The 16,479-nt window shown below is 67.5% G+C and carries 16 protein-coding genes; 13 read left to right on the forward strand and 3 right to left on the reverse strand.

Going from position 1 to position 16,479, the window contains the following annotated elements; translation table 11 throughout:
• Positions 1 to 67 precede the first annotated feature (67 nt).
• Complete coding sequence (gene dapB, locus JI664_RS08515) at positions 68 to 877, reverse strand: 4-hydroxy-tetrahydrodipicolinate reductase (RefSeq protein WP_207013285.1); 810 nt, start codon at positions 875 to 877, stop codon at positions 68 to 70.
• Positions 878 to 967: 90 nt separating this feature from the next.
• Between dapB and rbfA the strand changes: the two genes are divergently transcribed.
• Genes rbfA through JI664_RS08530 form a run of 3 tightly spaced genes read left to right on the forward strand, consistent with a single transcriptional unit; the run spans position 968 to position 3,695 of the window.
• Entirely contained in the window at positions 968 to 1,444 is a 477-nt protein-coding gene (gene rbfA, locus JI664_RS08520) for a 30S ribosome-binding factor RbfA (RefSeq protein ID WP_207013286.1), read from the forward strand.
• On the forward strand, positions 1,434 to 2,207 hold the full coding sequence (locus JI664_RS08525; protein WP_207013287.1) for a phosphodiester glycosidase family protein: 774 nt from the start codon (positions 1,434 to 1,436) through the stop codon (positions 2,205 to 2,207). Before rbfA ends, JI664_RS08525 begins: the two co-directional genes overlap by 11 nt.
• Positions 2,208 to 2,261: 54 nt before the next feature.
• Complete coding sequence (locus JI664_RS08530; protein ID WP_207013382.1) at positions 2,262 to 3,695, forward strand: protein adenylyltransferase SelO; 1,434 nt, start codon at positions 2,262 to 2,264, stop codon at positions 3,693 to 3,695.
• Here JI664_RS08530 and JI664_RS08535 read toward each other — a convergent pair.
• Positions 3,676 to 4,032 carry a hypothetical protein gene (locus tag JI664_RS08535; RefSeq protein ID WP_207013288.1) on the reverse strand — a complete coding sequence of 119 codons (357 nt, stop codon included), beginning with the start codon at positions 4,030 to 4,032 and terminating at the stop codon, positions 3,676 to 3,678. The genes JI664_RS08530 and JI664_RS08535 overlap by 20 nt on opposite strands.
• 189 nt (positions 4,033 to 4,221) lie before the next feature.
• On the opposite strand from JI664_RS08535, the gene JI664_RS08540 reads away from it, so the two are divergent.
• Positions 4,222 to 4,566 carry a dihydrodipicolinate reductase gene (locus JI664_RS08540; RefSeq protein ID WP_207013289.1) on the forward strand — a complete coding sequence of 115 codons (345 nt, stop codon included), beginning with the start codon at positions 4,222 to 4,224 and terminating at the stop codon, positions 4,564 to 4,566.
• Between the two features lie 48 nt (positions 4,567 to 4,614).
• On the opposite strand, the gene JI664_RS08545 is transcribed toward JI664_RS08540, so the two are convergent.
• Complete coding sequence (locus JI664_RS08545) at positions 4,615 to 4,803, reverse strand: DUF1674 domain-containing protein (RefSeq protein ID WP_207013290.1); 189 nt, start codon at positions 4,801 to 4,803, stop codon at positions 4,615 to 4,617.
• A 76-nt stretch (positions 4,804 to 4,879) separates the two neighbouring features.
• Here JI664_RS08545 and JI664_RS08550 point away from each other — a divergent pair, with 76 nt between their 5' ends.
• The 9 genes from JI664_RS08550 (at position 4,880) to JI664_RS08590 (ending at position 16,471) form a co-directional block, all read left to right on the forward strand.
• Positions 4,880 to 6,103 carry an RsmB/NOP family class I SAM-dependent RNA methyltransferase gene (locus JI664_RS08550; RefSeq protein WP_207013291.1) on the forward strand — a complete coding sequence of 408 codons (1,224 nt, stop codon included), beginning with the start codon at positions 4,880 to 4,882 and terminating at the stop codon, positions 6,101 to 6,103.
• A gap of 56 nt (positions 6,104 to 6,159) precedes the next feature.
• Positions 6,160 to 7,914 carry a heparinase II/III family protein gene (locus JI664_RS08555; protein ID WP_207013292.1) on the forward strand — a complete coding sequence of 585 codons (1,755 nt, stop codon included), beginning with the start codon at positions 6,160 to 6,162 and terminating at the stop codon, positions 7,912 to 7,914.
• A gap of 14 nt (positions 7,915 to 7,928) precedes the next feature.
• Positions 7,929 to 9,512 (forward strand): bifunctional phosphoribosylaminoimidazolecarboxamide formyltransferase/IMP cyclohydrolase, encoded by a 1,584-nt coding sequence (gene purH / locus JI664_RS08560; protein WP_207013293.1) that lies wholly within the window; start codon positions 7,929 to 7,931, stop codon positions 9,510 to 9,512.
• Positions 9,513 to 9,516: 4 nt separating this feature from the next.
• Complete coding sequence (gene lspA / locus JI664_RS08565) at positions 9,517 to 9,996, forward strand: signal peptidase II (RefSeq protein ID WP_207013294.1); 480 nt, start codon at positions 9,517 to 9,519, stop codon at positions 9,994 to 9,996.
• A 56-nt stretch (positions 9,997 to 10,052) separates the two neighbouring features.
• A complete protein-coding gene (locus JI664_RS08570) occupies positions 10,053 to 10,583 on the forward strand; it encodes a DUF3035 domain-containing protein (protein ID WP_207013295.1) in 531 nt (176 codons plus the stop codon).
• Positions 10,584 to 10,712: 129 nt separating this feature from the next.
• The gene (locus JI664_RS08575; protein ID WP_207013296.1) at positions 10,713 to 12,044 is read left to right on the forward strand and encodes a M16 family metallopeptidase; all 1,332 of its coding nucleotides are present in this window, start codon (positions 10,713 to 10,715) and stop codon (positions 12,042 to 12,044) included.
• Entirely contained in the window at positions 12,041 to 13,366 is a 1,326-nt protein-coding gene (locus tag JI664_RS08580) for a M16 family metallopeptidase (RefSeq protein ID WP_207013297.1), read from the forward strand. Before JI664_RS08575 ends, JI664_RS08580 begins: the two co-directional genes overlap by 4 nt.
• Positions 13,367 to 13,427: 61 nt before the next feature.
• Positions 13,428 to 15,326, forward strand: a complete 1,899-nt coding sequence (mutL, locus tag JI664_RS08585) for a DNA mismatch repair endonuclease MutL (protein WP_207013383.1) — start codon at positions 13,428 to 13,430, stop codon at positions 15,324 to 15,326.
• Entirely contained in the window at positions 15,323 to 16,471 is a 1,149-nt protein-coding gene (locus JI664_RS08590; RefSeq protein WP_207013298.1) for a DNA recombination protein RmuC, read from the forward strand. The genes mutL and JI664_RS08590 overlap by 4 nt, the downstream gene beginning before the upstream one ends.
• The last annotated feature ends 8 nt before the right edge of the window (positions 16,472 to 16,479 follow it).

Consider the following 16,479-nt stretch of genomic DNA (forward strand, 5'->3'; position numbering starts at 1 on the left):
CTGCGGCCAATTCACCCCCGAGGATATTTTCGGATCAAAGATGGGGTGAATTCGCTTTGTGGCGGGGTCAGAGCCCCAGCACGGCGGCCATGTCGTATTCACCGGCGGGTTTGCCCCGCGCCCAGAGCGCCGCTTTGACCGCGCCGCGCGCGAAGACCGAGCGGTCCGAGGCGACGTGGCGCAGGATGATGCGCTCGCCATCGGCGGCGAACATCACGTCATGCTCGCCGATGATGTCGCCGCCGCGAATGGCCGAGAAGCCGATCGTGCCGGGTTCGCGCGGGCCGGTGATGCCGTCGCGACCGCGCACCGCGGCCTCGTCCAGCGACACGCCCCGGCCCTCGGCGGCGGCCTGACCCAGCATCAGCGCGGTCCCCGAGGGGGCATCGACCTTGTGGCGGTGATGCGCTTCGATCACCTCGATGTCGTAATCGGGGTCCAGCGCCTGCGCGACCTGTTTGGTCAGCGCGACCAGCAGGTTCACGCCGAGGCTCATATTCCCCGCCCGCACGATCACGCCGTCGCGCGCGGCTTCAGCGATATGGGCAAGGTCGTCCTTGGTCATGCCGGTCGTGCCGATCACATGCGCGCAGCCCGCCTGCATGGCCTGCGGAGCCAGCGCCACGGTTGCGGCGGGCGCGGTGAAGTCGATCACCGCCTGCGCGCCCTTCAGCGTCGCCGCCGGATCGTCCGACACCGTGACACCATTGGCCGCACCGCCCAGGATTTCGCCCAGATCCTTGCCGATCCAGGCATGGCCGGGGCGTTCCAGGACACCGGCGAGATGCGCGCGCTCGCTGGCGGCGATCACCTGCAGCAGCATCCGGCCCATCCGGCCCGAGACGCCATTCACCACGATTCCGGCGGTATCGGTCATGTCAAACTCCTGTGTTGGGCTGTGCATAACCTGCACCGGGGATCAGGAAAACCGCTTTTCGCCGGACCCGTCTTGCCCTAGATCAGAGCCATGTGTGCAAAACGTTTCTCTCAGGGTTCGGGACCCAGTCAGCGCCAGCTGCGCGTGGCCGAGGTCATCCGTCACAAGCTGGCCGAGGTGTTGGCGCGCGGCGACGTTCACGATCCGGAGCTGTCGCGCTTCTCGATCACCGTCTCCGAGGTCACGACCTCGCCCGATCTGAAACACGCCACCGCCTATGTGATGCCGCTGGGCGGGCAGGGCGAGCAGGATGCGCTGAAGGCGCTGCGGCGTAACAAGGCCGAGCTGCGGCGGCAGGTATCGCGCGAACTGAGTCTGAAATTCGCGCCGGATCTGAAATTCGAGCTCGACGGCACGTTCGACCGGATGGACGACGCGCGGCGGATCTTCAACGATCCGCGCGTTCAGGCCGATGTCGCCAACAGCGATGACCCGCAGGACGGCGCCACCGACAGTGACGGAGACCGGGCCGGAGACCGGGACGGAGACGGGGACGATGGCCGCTAGGCCGGGTCTGGCCGCGCTTTCGGCGCTGGTGCTGGTGTCGGTGCTGGGGGCCATGGCCCCTGAGTCCGCCGACGCGGCCGAAAACCCGTGTTGCCGCGAAACCGAGTTCGAGGGCCAGAGCTTTGCCCTGTGCACGGTCAGCGCCGATCAGGATCTGCGCCTGTTCCTGTCGGACGAGACGGGCGAGGTCTTCGGCACCTTCAACCGGCTGGAGACAGCGCTGGAAGGGCAGGGCAGCCGGCTGATCTTTGCGATGAATGCCGGCATGTTCCATTCCGACCGCGCGCCCGTGGGCCTGTATGTCGAGGACGGCGAAGAGCGCGCCGGAATCGTCACGCGCGAAGGGCCGGGCAATTTCGGGCTGCTGCCCAACGGGGTTTTCTGCATCGCTGAGGGCGGATTCTCGGTCGTCGAGAGCCGCGCTTTCGCCGAAACGCCGCCTGCCTGCCGCTATGCCACGCAATCGGGGCCGATGCTGGTGATCGACGGGACGCTGCATCCGCGTTTCCTGCCGGATTCGGAGTCGCTGTATGTGCGCAACGGCGTGGGTGTCAGCGATGACGGGCAGGAGGCCTGGTTCGTGATCTCGGATCAGCCGGTGACCTTCCATCTTTTCGCGCGCTACTTCCGCGATGCCTTGGGCGCCAATAACGCGCTCTATTTCGATGGCAGCGTGTCGCGGCTTTACGCACCGGAATTGCAGCGCGCGGATTGGGGTCTGCCGCTGGGTCCGATGGTGGGGCTGGTCGCGCCTGCGGGCTGAGGGGGTTTTCCCGCGCCTTTCGCTGCCTATCTGTTGGGGCAGAGGTGGCCCATGCTGACGATCGATTTCGACAATTCCTATGCCCGCGAGCTTGAGGGCATGTATCTGCCATGGCAGGGCGCGGTGGCGCCCGAGCCCGCTTTGGTCTGGCTGAACGAGGCGCTGGCGCTTGAGCTGGGGCTTGATCCGCAGGCGCTGCGCGGGCCGGAAGGGCTGGCCATGCTGACCGGCACCGGGATGCCCGAGGGTGCCTCGCCGCTGGCAATGGCCTATGCCGGGCATCAGTTCGGCGGTTTCTCGCCGCAGCTTGGCGACGGACGCGCGCTGCTGGTGGGCGAAGTGACCGACCGGCAGGGACATCGGCGCGACATTCACCTGAAGGGCAGCGGCAAGACGCCGTTTTCGCGCGGGGGCGACGGCAAGGCGGTGCTGGGGCCGGTGCTGCGCGAAGTGCTGATCGGCGAGGCGATGCACGGGCTGGGCATTCCCACAACCCGCGCGCTAAGTGCCACGACAACGGGCGACACCGTCTGGCGCGAAGGCCCGCAAAAGGGCGCGGTGCTGGCCCGGGTGGCGTCGAGCCATCTGCGGGTGGGCACGTTCCAGTTCTTCTATTCCCGTCAGGAAACCGCGCGTCTGCGGCGGCTGGCCGATTACGCCATTGCCCGCCACGATCCCGATCTGGCGGGTCAGCCCGACCGCTATCTTTCCTTCCTGCACCGGGTGATCGAGCGGCAGATGGCGCTGGTGGCGCAGTGGATGGCGGTGGGCTTCGTGCACGGCGTGATGAACACCGACAACGTGGCGGTCTCGGGCGAGACGATCGATTACGGGCCGTGCGCCTTCCTTGACCGCTACGATCCGGCGGCGGTGTTTTCCTCGATCGACGCGCAGGGGCGTTATGCCTATGGCAACCAGCCGCTTCTGGCGCGTTGGAACCTTGCGCGGCTGGCCGAGACGCTGTTGCCGCTGATCGCCGACAATCCTGACGAGGCCCTGCCGGAATTGCAGGTCGTCATCGAGGGCGGCGAGGGGATCTATGCGGCCCACAGGCGTCGTCTGTTCGGCGCGAAGCTGGGCGTGGCCGAGGCCGAGGATTCGCTGATCGACGGCTTCCTTGACATGATGGCGCGACAGGGTGCGGATTTCACCGGCAGCTTCCGGTCGCTGGGCGAGGCCGCGCGCGGCCGCAAGGGGGCGGTGCGGGCCTATCTTGGCGCGGATGATGCGCTCGAGGGCTGGCTTGCGGAATGGGCGTCGAAACGCACGGCCTCGGGCGACGAGATGGACCGCGTGAACCCGCTCTACATCCCGCGCAACCATCAGGTCGAGGCCGCGCTGGCGGCCGCCAATGACGACGATCTGACGCCGATGCACCGGTTGCTCACGGTATTTGCCGATCCCTTCACCAAACGCGACGGATACGAAGATCTTGAGAGCCCGGCAGCAGACGGGTCCGAGGGCTACGTTACCTTCTGCGGAACCTGATCGCCGCCGCTTGCCTCTGACGGGGGTGTCGCAGGGCGGGTTGACGCAAGAGCTGCGCGGCGGCGAGTTGGGAAAGACCGGGCAGAAGCCCGTCGAGCCCGCCGCCGCGCGTGACGGCGGCAAGGATCGGCATCACGGTCATTGCCCCCAGCGGCAGGGCATAGCCGAAAGCCCGGATCAGGAGCGGCAAGGCGAGGATGGCGAGGGCCACCAGCAGCTGCCGCGCAAGCGCCCGGTCGCTGATGAACAGCCCGAGCGGGCGCAATGTCGGATTGAACCGGTCGTGAAGCTTAAGGAAATGCCCGGCGGCACCGCCCCGCGTTAACAGATCGAGCATCGACGCGTGAAAAAGCGGGGAAAGCCAAAGCGCCAGCCCGCACAGCAAAGCGCTGCGAGCCCGCGCAAGGCGTCATATCGGGAGATTTCGCGTGGCATGGGCGGCAATCTGGCACATCGCCAAAAGCGGCGCGGTAAATTTTCTTAGGAACGGATGAAACTCTTTGTGTCCGGGCCGCGTTATCGGCGCATGACCCGTATTCTCGCTGTGTTTCTGGGTGTGTTTCCTTCGGCCGTGCTGGCGTTCGAGCCGCTGACGGACGGTAGCGAATTCCGGCGCCTTGTCTTCGGCAATGACCTGACCCGGCTGGGCGTCCGGCTGCAGGTGCGCGCGGACGGGCGGATCACCGGCTCCGGGCTGGGGCAGCCGGTATACGGGGAATGGGAATGGCGAGACGGGTATTTCTGCCGCACGCTGTTCTGGGACGGCGACGATCTGGGCGCGGATTGCCAGCTTGTCCTGCGCGACGGTGACAGGCTGCGTTTCGTCACCGAGCGTGGCGCCGGAATCGGCGCCAGTTTTCGTATCCGCTGACGACACCGCCAAGGGGTGGTGCGTTCACAGCACGCACCCTACAGCCGCTCAGAAATCGATGGCGAGGCCCTTTTTTTCCCAATCGCCGTAGCGCACGGGTTCCGGCCCTTTGCGCCCGCCCAGCTCTTTGGGCATTGGCGTCGCCTCGGCTTCGGCCTTACGGCGGCGTTCATCGGCTTCGGCCAGCGCGCGCTGGGCGGCAGGCGGAAGATCGGCGCGGCGATCAGCTTCGGACATCGGCTTTCCTCGCACAGGGCAACGGGGTAAGGGCTAGGTAGCCCTGCCCCTGTCACTTCGCAACCCCGAGGACCCGATGACGCAACATGCCGATCCCCGCCGGATGGCCGCTACGCTGGTCGCGGGCGTTGTCGAGGGCCAGATGCTGCCCGACGTGTTCCTGCCGCCCGCCGAACCCGCCGCCCGCGCCCGCGCGCAGCGGCTGGCACTGGCCACGCTTCGCAACTTCGCGCGCACGCAGGCCGTGCTGGGGCCGATGCTGCGTCACGAGCCCCCGGCGCCGGTGATGGCCGCGCTTCGGGTGGCCTGTGTCGAGCTTCTGGAAATCGGCGAAGCGCCGCACGGTGTCATCAACGCGACCGTCGAGAGCCTGAAACACGACCGCGCGGCGGTGAAGGCGGCCAGCATGGCGAACGCCGTGCTGCGCAAGGCGGCGGCGTTCGAAGGCTGGGCCGAGCTGCCGGTGCAGCCGCTGCCGGGCTGGCTGAAGCGGCGGTTGAAATCCGTCTATGGTGCCGAATCCGTTGCCGCGATCGAGGCCGCGCATCACCGGGGCGCGCCGCTGGATCTGTCGCTGAAGCCGGGCCGCGCGGCGCCCGAAGGGGCCGAGCCTGTCGGGGCCTCGTGGCGGTTGCCCGCCGGGGTTCAGGTCAGCGCGCTGCCGGGGTTCGAGGCGGGCGATTGGTGGGTGCAGGACGCGGCGGCGGCCCTGCCCGCGCTTCTGCTCGATGCCGGGCCGGGCGAGACGGTGCTCGATCTGTGCGCGGCGCCCGGCGGCAAGACGATGCAGCTGGCCGCGACCGGCGCGCGGGTCACCGCGCTGGATCTGAGCGACGGGCGGCTCAAACGGCTGCGCGACAATCTGGCCCGCACCGGGCTGGCGGCCGAAATCGTCTGCGCCGATGCGCTGGACTGGACGCCGCCCGCCCCGGTCGATGCCGTTCTGCTGGATGCGCCCTGTTCGGCCACCGGCACGATCCGCCGCCATCCCGATCTGCCCTTCGTGCGCAAACCCGGCGATGTCGCGGCGCTGACCGAGTTGCAGGCGCGGCTGATCGACCGCGCGCTGGGCTTTTTGAAACCGGGCGGGCGGCTGATCTACTGCACCTGCTCGCTGCTACCCGACGAGGGCGAGGCGCAGATCGCCGCCGCGTTGAAGCGTCACGCGGATCTTCGGATCGACACGGCAGCGCTGTCCCTGGGCCGGGCGACGGGCGAGGGCGGCTGGCGCACGCGGCCCGACGATCATCCGGACGGCATCGACGGTTTCTACATGGCCCGGCTGTACCGGGCGGGATGACAGCGGCGGGCCGGGGCGCTATGCCCTGAGAGAACGCTCGCAACGGGGATCATGGCATGGAGCAGGGCTGGGCAGCGCGCAAACGCCGGTGGGGCAATCGCCTTGCCCTGCGTGCCATGCGCCGGGCGCCTGCGGCCAAGGGCTTCCATGCGATCCCCGAACCCCGCACCGTGGGCTTTTTTGCCAAGGGGCGGCAGCTTGCGGCGGGGAATTTCCTGCTGCACGGCCATATGGTCGAAACCCTGCAGCCTTGGGACGAAGAGCCGCCCAGTCAGGGATTCGCGGCGGAATTGCATGGCATGGCGTGGCTCGACCATCTTGCCGCTGCCGGTGACCGCGAGGCGCGGCTGGCAGCGCAGGGCTGGGTGTTCGACTGGATCCAGCGCTTCGGCCTCGGGCAGGGACCGGGTTGGCAGCCCGACCTGACCGGGCGTCGCGTGCTGCGCTGGCTCAATCACGCGATGTTCCTGCTGGCCGCGCGTGACGAGGCCGAGCGCGCGCCGTTCTTCGCCGCTTTGGGGCGGCAGACGGCCTATCTGGCGCGGCGCTGGCAATATGCCGATCCCGGTCTGCCACGGTTCGAGGCGCTCACCGGCTTTCTCTACGCGGCCTTCGCGCTGGAGGGGATGGAGCGCCACCGCGCCGATGCGCTGGCCGCGCTTGAACGCGCCTGCCGCGAGGATATCGCCGCCGATGGCGGTTTGGCGAATCGCTGCCCCGAAGACCTGCTGGAAGTCTTCACGCTGCTCAGCTGGGCGATGACCGCGCTGAGCGAGGCCGAGGCCGCGATCCCCGATGCGCTCGATGCCGCGTTGGCGCGGATCGCGCCCTGCCTGCGCACGCTGCGCCATACCGATGGCGGGCTGGCGCGGTTTCATGGCGGCGGACGCGGGATGGAGGGGCGGCTTGAGAATGCCCTTGCCGTCGCGCCGGTTCCGATCGGGCCGAACCGGGCGCGGGCGATGGGCTATGCGCGGCTCGAAGGCGGGCGCTGTTCGGTCATCGTGGACGCGTCCGAGCCCCCGCGCGATGCCGCCGCGACGCGGGCGCATGCGTCGATGCTGGCGTTCGAGCTGACCTCGAACCGGCGCCCGCTGATCGTCAATTCGGGATCGGGCGTGCCGTTCGGGCCGGAATGGGAAAAAGCGGGTCGCGCGACCAATTCGCATTCCACGTTATCGATCGACGGCTGGTCCTCGGCCCGGTTCGGTCGCCCCTCGCGCCCCGAGGAAGGCGGCGCGCCCTTGGTCGAAGGCCCCTCGCTGGTCACCTTGCACCGCACCGACGAGCGCGACGGATCGTCGCTGCTGCTCAGCCATGACGGCTATGTCGCGACCCACGGGCTTACCCATGTGCGCGCGCTGTCGCTGGGCGAGGACGGGCGCGTGCTGCTGGGCGAGGATACGCTGGCCGCGCTTGAACCCGCGCACAAGACGACCTTCGAGGCCGCGCTGGTCAAAACGAAAATGCGTGGAATCTCTTACGCCTTGCGGTTCCATCTGCACCCCGATGTCGATGCCTCGCTCGATCTGGGCGGCAGCGCGATTTCGGCGGCTTTACCTTCGGGCGAGATCTGGGTGTTCCGCTTCGACGGACCGGGACGGCTGTCGCTTGAGCCCTCGGTCTATCTGGAAAAGGGGCGTATGGCCCCGCGTCCGTGCCAGCAGATCGTCGTTCGGGCCGCGATCCTCGACGATAGCAGCCAGATAAACTGGACACTGGCAAAGGCACAGGATACCCCGCTGGCGATCCGTGACATCGGCCGTGACGACGATCTGGCCCTGCCGCGGGACCTGTTTGCTCTCGACTGAGGATAGCTTCCCCCATGACCGATCTCGTCCCCGTCAAACGTGCCCTGCTTTCCGTCTCCGACAAATCCGGGCTGATCGAGCTGGGTCAGGCGCTGGCCGCAAAGGGCGTTGACCTCGTTTCGACCGGCGGCACCGCCAAGGCACTGCGCGAGGCGGGGCTGGCGGTCAGGGACGTCGCCGAGCTGACGGGCTTCCCCGAGATGATGGACGGCCGCGTGAAGACGCTGCACCCGATGGTGCATGGCGGTCTGCTCGCGCTGCGCGACGATGCCGGGCACAAGGCGTCGATGGACGAACACGGTATCCTGCCGATCGATCTGCTGGTGGTGAACCTGTACCCGTTCGAAGCCACCGTCGCGAAGGGCGGCGTTTACGACGATTGCGTCGAGAATATCGACATTGGCGGTCCGGCCATGCTGCGCGCAGCGGCCAAGAACCATGCCTATGTGACGGTCATCACCGACCCCGAAGACTACGCGCCGCTGCTCGATCAGCTGGAACAGGGCGGCACCACCGCGCGCTTCCGGCAGGAATGCGCGGCCAATACCTATGCCCGCACCGCCGCCTATGACGCCGCCGTCAGCGCGTGGTTCGCCAAGACGCTGGGGATTGCAGCCCCCCGTCGCCGCGCTTTTGCCGGGACGCTGGCCCAGACGCTGCGCTATGGCGAGAACCCGCATCAGTCGGCGGCCTTCTACACCGATGGCTCGGGTCGTCAGGGTGTTGCCACCGCCGTGCAGCATCAGGGCAAGGAACTGAGCTACAACAACATCAACGACACCGACGCCGCTTTCGAGCTGGTGGCCGAGTTTGATCCCGCCGACAGCGCCGCCTGCGCCATCATCAAGCACGCCAATCCCTGTGGCGTGGCGCGCGGCAAGACCCTGCTCGAGGCCTACAAGGCCGCGTTCGATTGCGACCGGACCTCGGCCTTCGGGGGGATCGTGGCGCTGAACAAGCCGCTCGACGCCGAAACCGCGCAGGAGATCACCGGCATCTTCACCGAAGTGGTCATCGCGCCCGGCGCCTCGGACGAGGCGAAAGAGATCTTCGCCGCCAAGAAGAACCTGCGCCTGCTGACCACCGACGGGCTGCCCGACGTGCGCGCGGGCGGTCAGACGTTCCGGCAGGTCGCGGGCGGGCTGCTGGTTCAGGACAAGGATTCGGGCTTCATCGGTATGGAGGACCTCAAGGTCGTGACCAAGAAGGCTCCGACGCCTGAACAGATGACCGACCTGCTGTTCGCGTGGAAAGTCGCCAAGCACGTCAAGTCGAACGCCATCGTCTACGTCAAGGACGGCGCCACCGTGGGCGTGGGCGCGGGCCAGATGAGCCGCGTCGATTCGGCCCTGATCGCCGCCAAGAAGGCCGAGCGCATGGCCGAGGCGCTGAACCTGCCCCAGCCGCTGACGATTGGCTCGGCGGTGGCGTCGGACGCGTTCTTCCCCTTCCCCGACGGGCTGATGGAAGCCGCCGCCGCCGGTGCGACTTGCGTGATCCAGCCCGGTGGCTCGATGCGCGACGCCGAGGTCATCGCAGCTGCGGATGAGGCCGGGCTTGCCATGGTCTTTACCGGCATGCGCCATTTCCGGCACTGAGCCCATGCGCACAGCCTTCTGGACCTCGTTCCTCGTTCTGGCCGTCGATCAGGCGCTGAAATGGCTGGTCGTCGTCGGCCTGAACCTGCGCGAGCAGTTGCTGATCGATCTCTGGCCGCCCTACCTGACGCTGACCATGGCGTGGAACCGGGGCGTGAATTTTGGCCTGTTCGCCGATGATTCCGTCTGGCTGCGCTGGTTCCTGATCATCCTGCCGGTGGTGGTGTCGGTCTGGGTCTGGCGCTGGGTGAAAAAGGAAGGCGCGCGGACCGGGCTGCAGATCGCGGCGGGTTTCCTGATCGGCGGCGCGCTGGGCAATGCCATCGACCGGCTGATCTGGGGGGCGGTAGCGGATTTCCTGAACGTCACCTGCTGCGGAATCCGCAACCCATGGGCGTTCAACGTGGCCGATATCGCGATATTTGTCGGCGCCTTCGGGCTTATCCTTGTCTCGGGCGCCAAAACGACCCGTGACGAAGGGTGAGGCTTCGGATAAGAAAGGCCTGAACTTCTGACCTGTCGCAGACAACCGGAACCGCAATGACGTTTCTTCGCATCTCCGCCGTCGCGGCCCTTGCCCTCGCTTCGCTGAGCGCCTGTTCCAATGACGGCGAGGTTCCGCGCCTGATGAACCTGCAGTCGCATCAGGATTCGCCCGACGAATTCTCGATCGTGCCGACGCAGCCGTTGCAGGCGCCGCCCGATTATCAGGCGCTGCCCACGCCCACGCCGGGCGGCGGGAATCTGGTCGATCCCGATCCCCGCGCCGCGGCGGTCGAGGCCTTGGGCGGTCGGGTATCGGCCGAGCGGACCTCGGGCGTGCCGGCTGCCGATGCGGGGCTGGTGCAATATGCCGGGCGCAACGGCCTGTCGGCCGATATTCGCGCCACGCTTGCCGCCGAGGACGAGCAGGTGCGCCGTGGCGGACGGGGCCGGATCCTTGAGCGGGTGTTCAACTCGAACATGTACCGCGCCGCGTACGAGGATCAGATCCTCGATCCGCAGGCCGAATTGCTGCGCTGGCGCGAAGCGGGCGTGCGTACCCCGGCCGCGCCGCCGCCGCCCGAGTGAGATAAGGGTGGCGCGGGGCACTTCGCCTGCGTCACCGTCCGCTCCGACAGCTTCACAAACGCGTACACCCCGTTGCTTAGTCCGGGCCGCCCCGTCATTCTGCGCGGCAACTGAGACGGAGCGTGTTTTATGGTCGTTGCCAAGCGTCTGATCCTTGCCGCGTTGGCCTGGGCGGTGACCGCCCTTGCCGCTGCAGCAGAAGACCCGCAGCTTTTCACATTGGATAACGGCATGCAGGTCGTGGTGATCGAAGATCACCGCGCGCCGGTGGTCGTGCATATGGTCTGGTATCGCGTCGGCGGGGCCGACGATCCGGCCGGTCAGTCGGGCATCGCGCATTACCTCGAACACCTGATGTTCAAGGCGACCGACAATCTGGAAGAAGGCGAATTCGACCGGGTGGTGCAGGCCAATGGCGGCACCCACAACGCCTTCACCAGCTGGGATTACACCGCCTATCACCAGCGCGTCGCTGCCGACCGGCTGGCGCTGATGATGGAGATGGAGGCCGACCGCATGGTGAACCTGCGGCTGGACCGCTCCGACTGGCTGCCCGAGCGTGACGTGATCCTGCGCGAACGCGGCCAGACGCTGGAATCCAGCCCCGACCGCCAGTTCGGCGAGCAGCTGCGCGCGGCGCTGTACCAGAACCATCCCTATGGCCGTCCGATCATCGGCTGGCGCCACGAGATGGAGCAGCTTACCGGCGAGATCGCCACCGATTTCTACCGCGTGCATTACTCGCCCAACAACGCGATCCTCGTCGTTGCCGGCGATGTCGAGGCCGAGGACGTTCTGGAACTGGCGCGCGAATATTACGGGCCCATCCCCGCGGTCGAGGATCTGCCCGAGCGGCACCGCCCGCAGGAACCGCCGCAACTGGCCGAACGCCGGGTCATCATGGAGGACGCCCGCGTCGCACAGCCCTATGTGCACCGGCTCTACCTGACTCCGACGCGCACGCCCGACGATCAGCGACAGGCGGCGGCGTATCAGGTGCTTGCGGCCCTGCTGGGCGGCAGTGCGCAGACCTCGATCCTTGAGCGGCGGCTGACCTATGACGAGGGCATCGCGATCAGCGCCTGGGCCGGGTATTCGGGCTCGGGGCTCGATAGCGGGACCTTCACGCTGGGCATCATGCCCGTGGATGGCGTCTCGCTCGACGATGCCGAGGCCGCGCTGGACCGTGTGCTGGCGAACTTCCTTGAGGAAGGCGTCGATATGGAGCAGCTCGAACGCGTGCGGATGCAGATCCGGGCCGAGGCGATCTATCAGCTCGACGACACGCAGGCGCGCGCGCAAAGCCTTGGCGCCGATCTGGCGCTGGGTTTCACCGTCGAACAAAGCGAGGAATGGCTCGACCTGCTCGAACAGGTCACGCCCGAGGAAATCATGGCCGCCGCGCGGCGGCTCGACCGGCATGCGTCGGTCACCGGCTGGCTGAGGGGAGTCGAAGAGTGATACGTTTTCTGTCCGCCATCGCGCTGACGCTGGGTCTGGCAATGCCGGCCGGCGCCATCGACCTGCAGGAAGTCACCTCGTCCGAAGGCCATACCGCGTGGCTGGTCGAAGAGCATTCGATCCCCTTCGTTTCGATCGAGATCATCTTCACCGGCGGCGCGTCGCTGGACCCCGCCGGTCGCGCCGGTGCGGTGTCGCTGATGACCTCGCTGTTGTCCGAGGGCGCGGGCGATTACGACGCGCAGGGTTATGCTGCCGCGCTCGAGGCGACCGCCGGGAATGTCAGCTTTGAAGCCGGGCGTGATTCGGTGTCGCTGACGATCAAGGCGCTCAGCGAGAACCGCGACGACGTGATCGATCTGGCGATGCTGGCGCTGACCGAACCGCAATTCGGGCAGATGAGCCTCGACCGCGTCCGTGCGCAGACCATCGCCGCGCTTGAACGCGCGGCGCAAAACCCCAACACCATCGCCCAGCAGACCTATGCGCGGCTGGGCTATGCCGGGCATCCCTATGCGACGCCCACGGACGGGACGCCCGCGACCGTGGGGTCCTTTACGCTCGACGACATCCTCGACGCCCATCGCGCGGCGTTCACCTCGGACCGGGTCTATGTCGGCGCTGCCGGTGACATCACCCCCGCCGAGCTGAGCGCGATTGTCGACCGCGTCCTGAGCGCGCTGCCCGAGGCCGATCGCCCGCTGCCCGAATATCGCGCTTTCGATGCTGGACCCGGCGTGACCGTGGTGCCGTTCCCCGGCCCGCAATCGGTGATCCAGTTCGGCGTGCCCGGCATTCCCGCCGATGACGACGATTTCATGGAAGCCTATCTGCTCAACGAGATCTTCGGCGGTGGCGGTTTCACCTCGCGGCTGATGTCCGAGATCCGCGAAGAGCGCGGGCTGACCTATGGCGTTTATACCTCGCTGGCCTCGAACCAGTTCGGCGACAGTTTCGTCGGGCGTATGTCCACCGGCAACGAAAACGCCGCCGCCGCTATCGATCTGGTACGCGAGCAGTTCCAGTGGCTGGCCGATGGCGGCATCACGCAGGCCGATCTGGAGCGGATCCAGACCTATCTGACCGGCGCCTATGCCCTGCGCTTCGACGGCAACGAATCGATCGCGCGGATTCTGGCGTCGATGCAGTTTCAGGGCTTCCCGCTGGATTACATCAACATCCGCAACGACCTTGTCCGCGCAGTGACGCTTGAGGATATCCAGCGCGTGGCACAGCGTCTGGCGCATCCCGACCAGCTTCATTTCGTGGTCGTGGGGCAGCCCGTGGGGCTTGAGCAGGACGCCGCCGCACCCGCCGAATAACGCGGAAACGCCGCCACGGCGGCGCTTTTCCGGGGCGGGCGGACATGCTATGCCTAGTAGCATGCATGCAGCCCGCCCCAATATAAGCCAAACCCTTCCGATTATTCGTCAACTTGACGACAGCGCCGCGAATCGCATCGCGGCGGGCGAGGTGGTCGAACGTCCGGCCTCGGCGGTGAAGGAACTGGTGGAAAACGCGCTTGATGCGGGCGCGTCGCGGGTCCGGGTCGATTACTCGGCCGGGGGCAAGACGCTGATCCGGGTCACCGATGACGGGCACGGCATGACGCCCGAGGACTTGCCGCTGGCTTTGAGCCGTCACGCGACCTCGAAGATCGATGGCAGCGACCTTCTGAACATCCACACCTTCGGTTTCCGCGGCGAGGCGCTTCCGTCGCTCGGCGCGGTCGGGCGGCTGAAGATCGCAAGCCGGGCCGAGGGCCATGACGGCGCCGAGATCACGGTGAATGGCGGCGCCATCGGGGCGGTGCGTCCCTCGGCGCTGAACCGGGGCACGCAGGTCGAATTGCGCGATCTGTTCTTCGCCACGCCCGCGCGGCTGAAGTTCCTGCGCACCGACCGCGCCGAATCGCAGGCCATCGCCGAGGTGATGCGCAAGCTCGCCATGGCCGAGCCGTTCGTGGGCTTCACGCTGTACGACGTGGATGGCGGGCGCGAGATCCTGCGCGTCGATGCCGAGCAGGGCGAGTTGTTCGACGCGCTGGGCGCGCGGCTGACGCGGCTGATGGGGCGCGAATTCACCGAGAACGCGCTGAGGATCGATACCGAGCGCGACGGCGTGCGCCTGTCGGGTTTTGCCGCCTTGCCGACCTTTTCGCGCGGCTCGACCGTGGCGCAGCACCTGTTCGTCAACGGACGCCCGGTGCGCGACAAGCTGCTGATCGGGGCCTTGCGCGCGGCCTATATGGACGTGCTGTCGCGCGACCGGCACCCGGCGGCGGTGCTGTTCATCGATTGCGATCCCCATCATGTCGACGTTAATGTCCACCCGGCCAAGGCCGAGGTGCGGTTTCGCGATTCCGGCATCGTGCGCGGGCTGGTCGTCAGCGGGCTGCGTCATGCGCTGGCGGCGGCCGGGCATCGCGCCTCGGGCACCGTGGCGACCGAGACGCTGGGCGCCTTCCGCCCAGAAAGCGCCGGGGGCAACCCGGCGCCGCGCATCTACCAGATGGATTTCGCCAGCCGCCCTTCGACGGGCGCGCTGCGCGACAGCTATGCCGCGCAGGCCCCGGTCGCCCCTTATCCGACGGATCCGCTTCTGGGCGAGGCCCCAGCGCCCTGGCAGCCCGCTGCCGCGCCGGGCTGGGATATCGACGGCGCCACTTCGGCCCGGATCGAACCCGAGCAGGGGCCGACCGATACGCCGCTCGGGGCCGCGCGGGCCCAGTTGCACGAGAATTACATCATCGCCCAGACCCGCGACGGGCTGGTGATCGTCGATCAGCACGCGGCGCATGAGCGGCTGGTCTATGAGCGGCTGAAGGCCCAGAAAGACGCCCATGGCGTCAAAGCGCAGGCGCTCTTGATCCCCGAGATCGTGTCGCTGTCGCCGTCTGACGCGCAGCGGCTTCTCGACCACGCCGAGACCTTGGCAACGCTGGGGCTGGTGCTGGAACCCTTTGGCGGTGACGCCATCGCCGTGCGCGAAACGCCCGCCGCCTTGGGCAATTGCGATGCGCGCGGGCTGGTGCTGGATATCCTTGATGAACTGGCCGATCTGGGCCAGTCGCAGGCGCTAGGTGCGCGGATCGACGCGGTGCTGTCGCGCATGGCCTGCCATGGCTCGATCCGCTCGGGCCGGCAGATGCGCGCCGAAGAGATGAACGCGCTTCTGCGCGAGATGGAGGCGACGCCGCTCTCGGGCCAGTGCAACCATGGGCGGCCCACCTATGTCGAGCTGAAGCTCTCCGACATCGAGAAGCTGTTCGGTCGCCGATGATTCTGAACCTGTCCGACCCTCTGGTGCTGGGCGCGCTTGCCGCCGGGGTGATCGCGCTTTTGCTGCTGATCGTGCTGTTCGCCACGCTGAAAGCCGCCCGCGTCGCCGCCCCGCTGCAATGGCAGATGAGCCAGCTGGGCCAGCGGGTGCAGGCGCTGTCGGACGGTCAGCAGCATCTGGCGGGCGGTCTGCACCATGTCTCGGATGCGCAGGCCAAGGCGCAGGCGCAGATGGTGCAGCTGATGGAGCAGCGGCTGGCCGATGTGGCCGACCTGATGGGCGACGCTCTGGAAGGCTCGTCGGTGCGCACGGCGCGCAGCCTTGGCGATCTGCATGCGCGGCTCGAGGCCATCGACAAGGCACAGGCGAATATCGAGAAGCTGTCGGGCGATGTGCTGTCGCTGCAGGATATCCTGTCCAACAAGCAGACCCGCGGCGCCTTTGGCGAGATCCAGCTGCACGACATCGTCGTGCGCGCGCTGCCTTCGGACGCGTTCACGATGCAGGCGACGCTGTCGAACGGCAAGCGCGCGGATTGTCTTGTACACCTGCCCAAGCCGCCCGGCCCGATCGCCATCGACGCGAAATTCCCGCTCGAACCCTACGAGGCCCTGCGCGCCGCCACGAATGATGGGGAAAAGGCCGAGGCGCAACGCCAGATGCGCGCGGCGATCCGCCACCACATGCGCGCGATTGCCGAGAAATACATCCTCGACGGCGAAACCGCCGAGGGCGCGCTGATGTTCCTGCCCTCGGAGGCGGTCTATGCCGAGCTGCACGCGAATTTCCCCGATCTTGTGCGCGAGGGTTTCGCGCTGAAGGTCTGGATCGTGTCGCCCACCACCTGCATGGCCACGCTGAACACGATGCGCGCGGTGCTGAAAGACGCCCGGATGCGCGAACAGGCGGGCGCGATCCGGGGGGAATTGTCGGCTTTGTGCGCCGATATCGACCGGCTGGGGACGCGGGTGGAAAATCTCGACCGGCATTTCGGACAGGCGGCGCGGGACGTGGCCGAGATCCGGATTTCTGCCGAGAAGGCGGGGCGGCGCGCCAAGCGGCTCGACAATTTCGACTTCGAGGAGTTGGCGGTGGAGCCGTCTGCCGACCCTTCTGTCGACCCGGCGCCGGTTCTGCGCGGCTAGCGGGGAAG

Source organism: Rhodobacter sp. NTK016B (genome assembly GCF_017303295.1).
GTDB lineage: Bacteria > Pseudomonadota > Alphaproteobacteria > Rhodobacterales > Rhodobacteraceae > Pararhodobacter.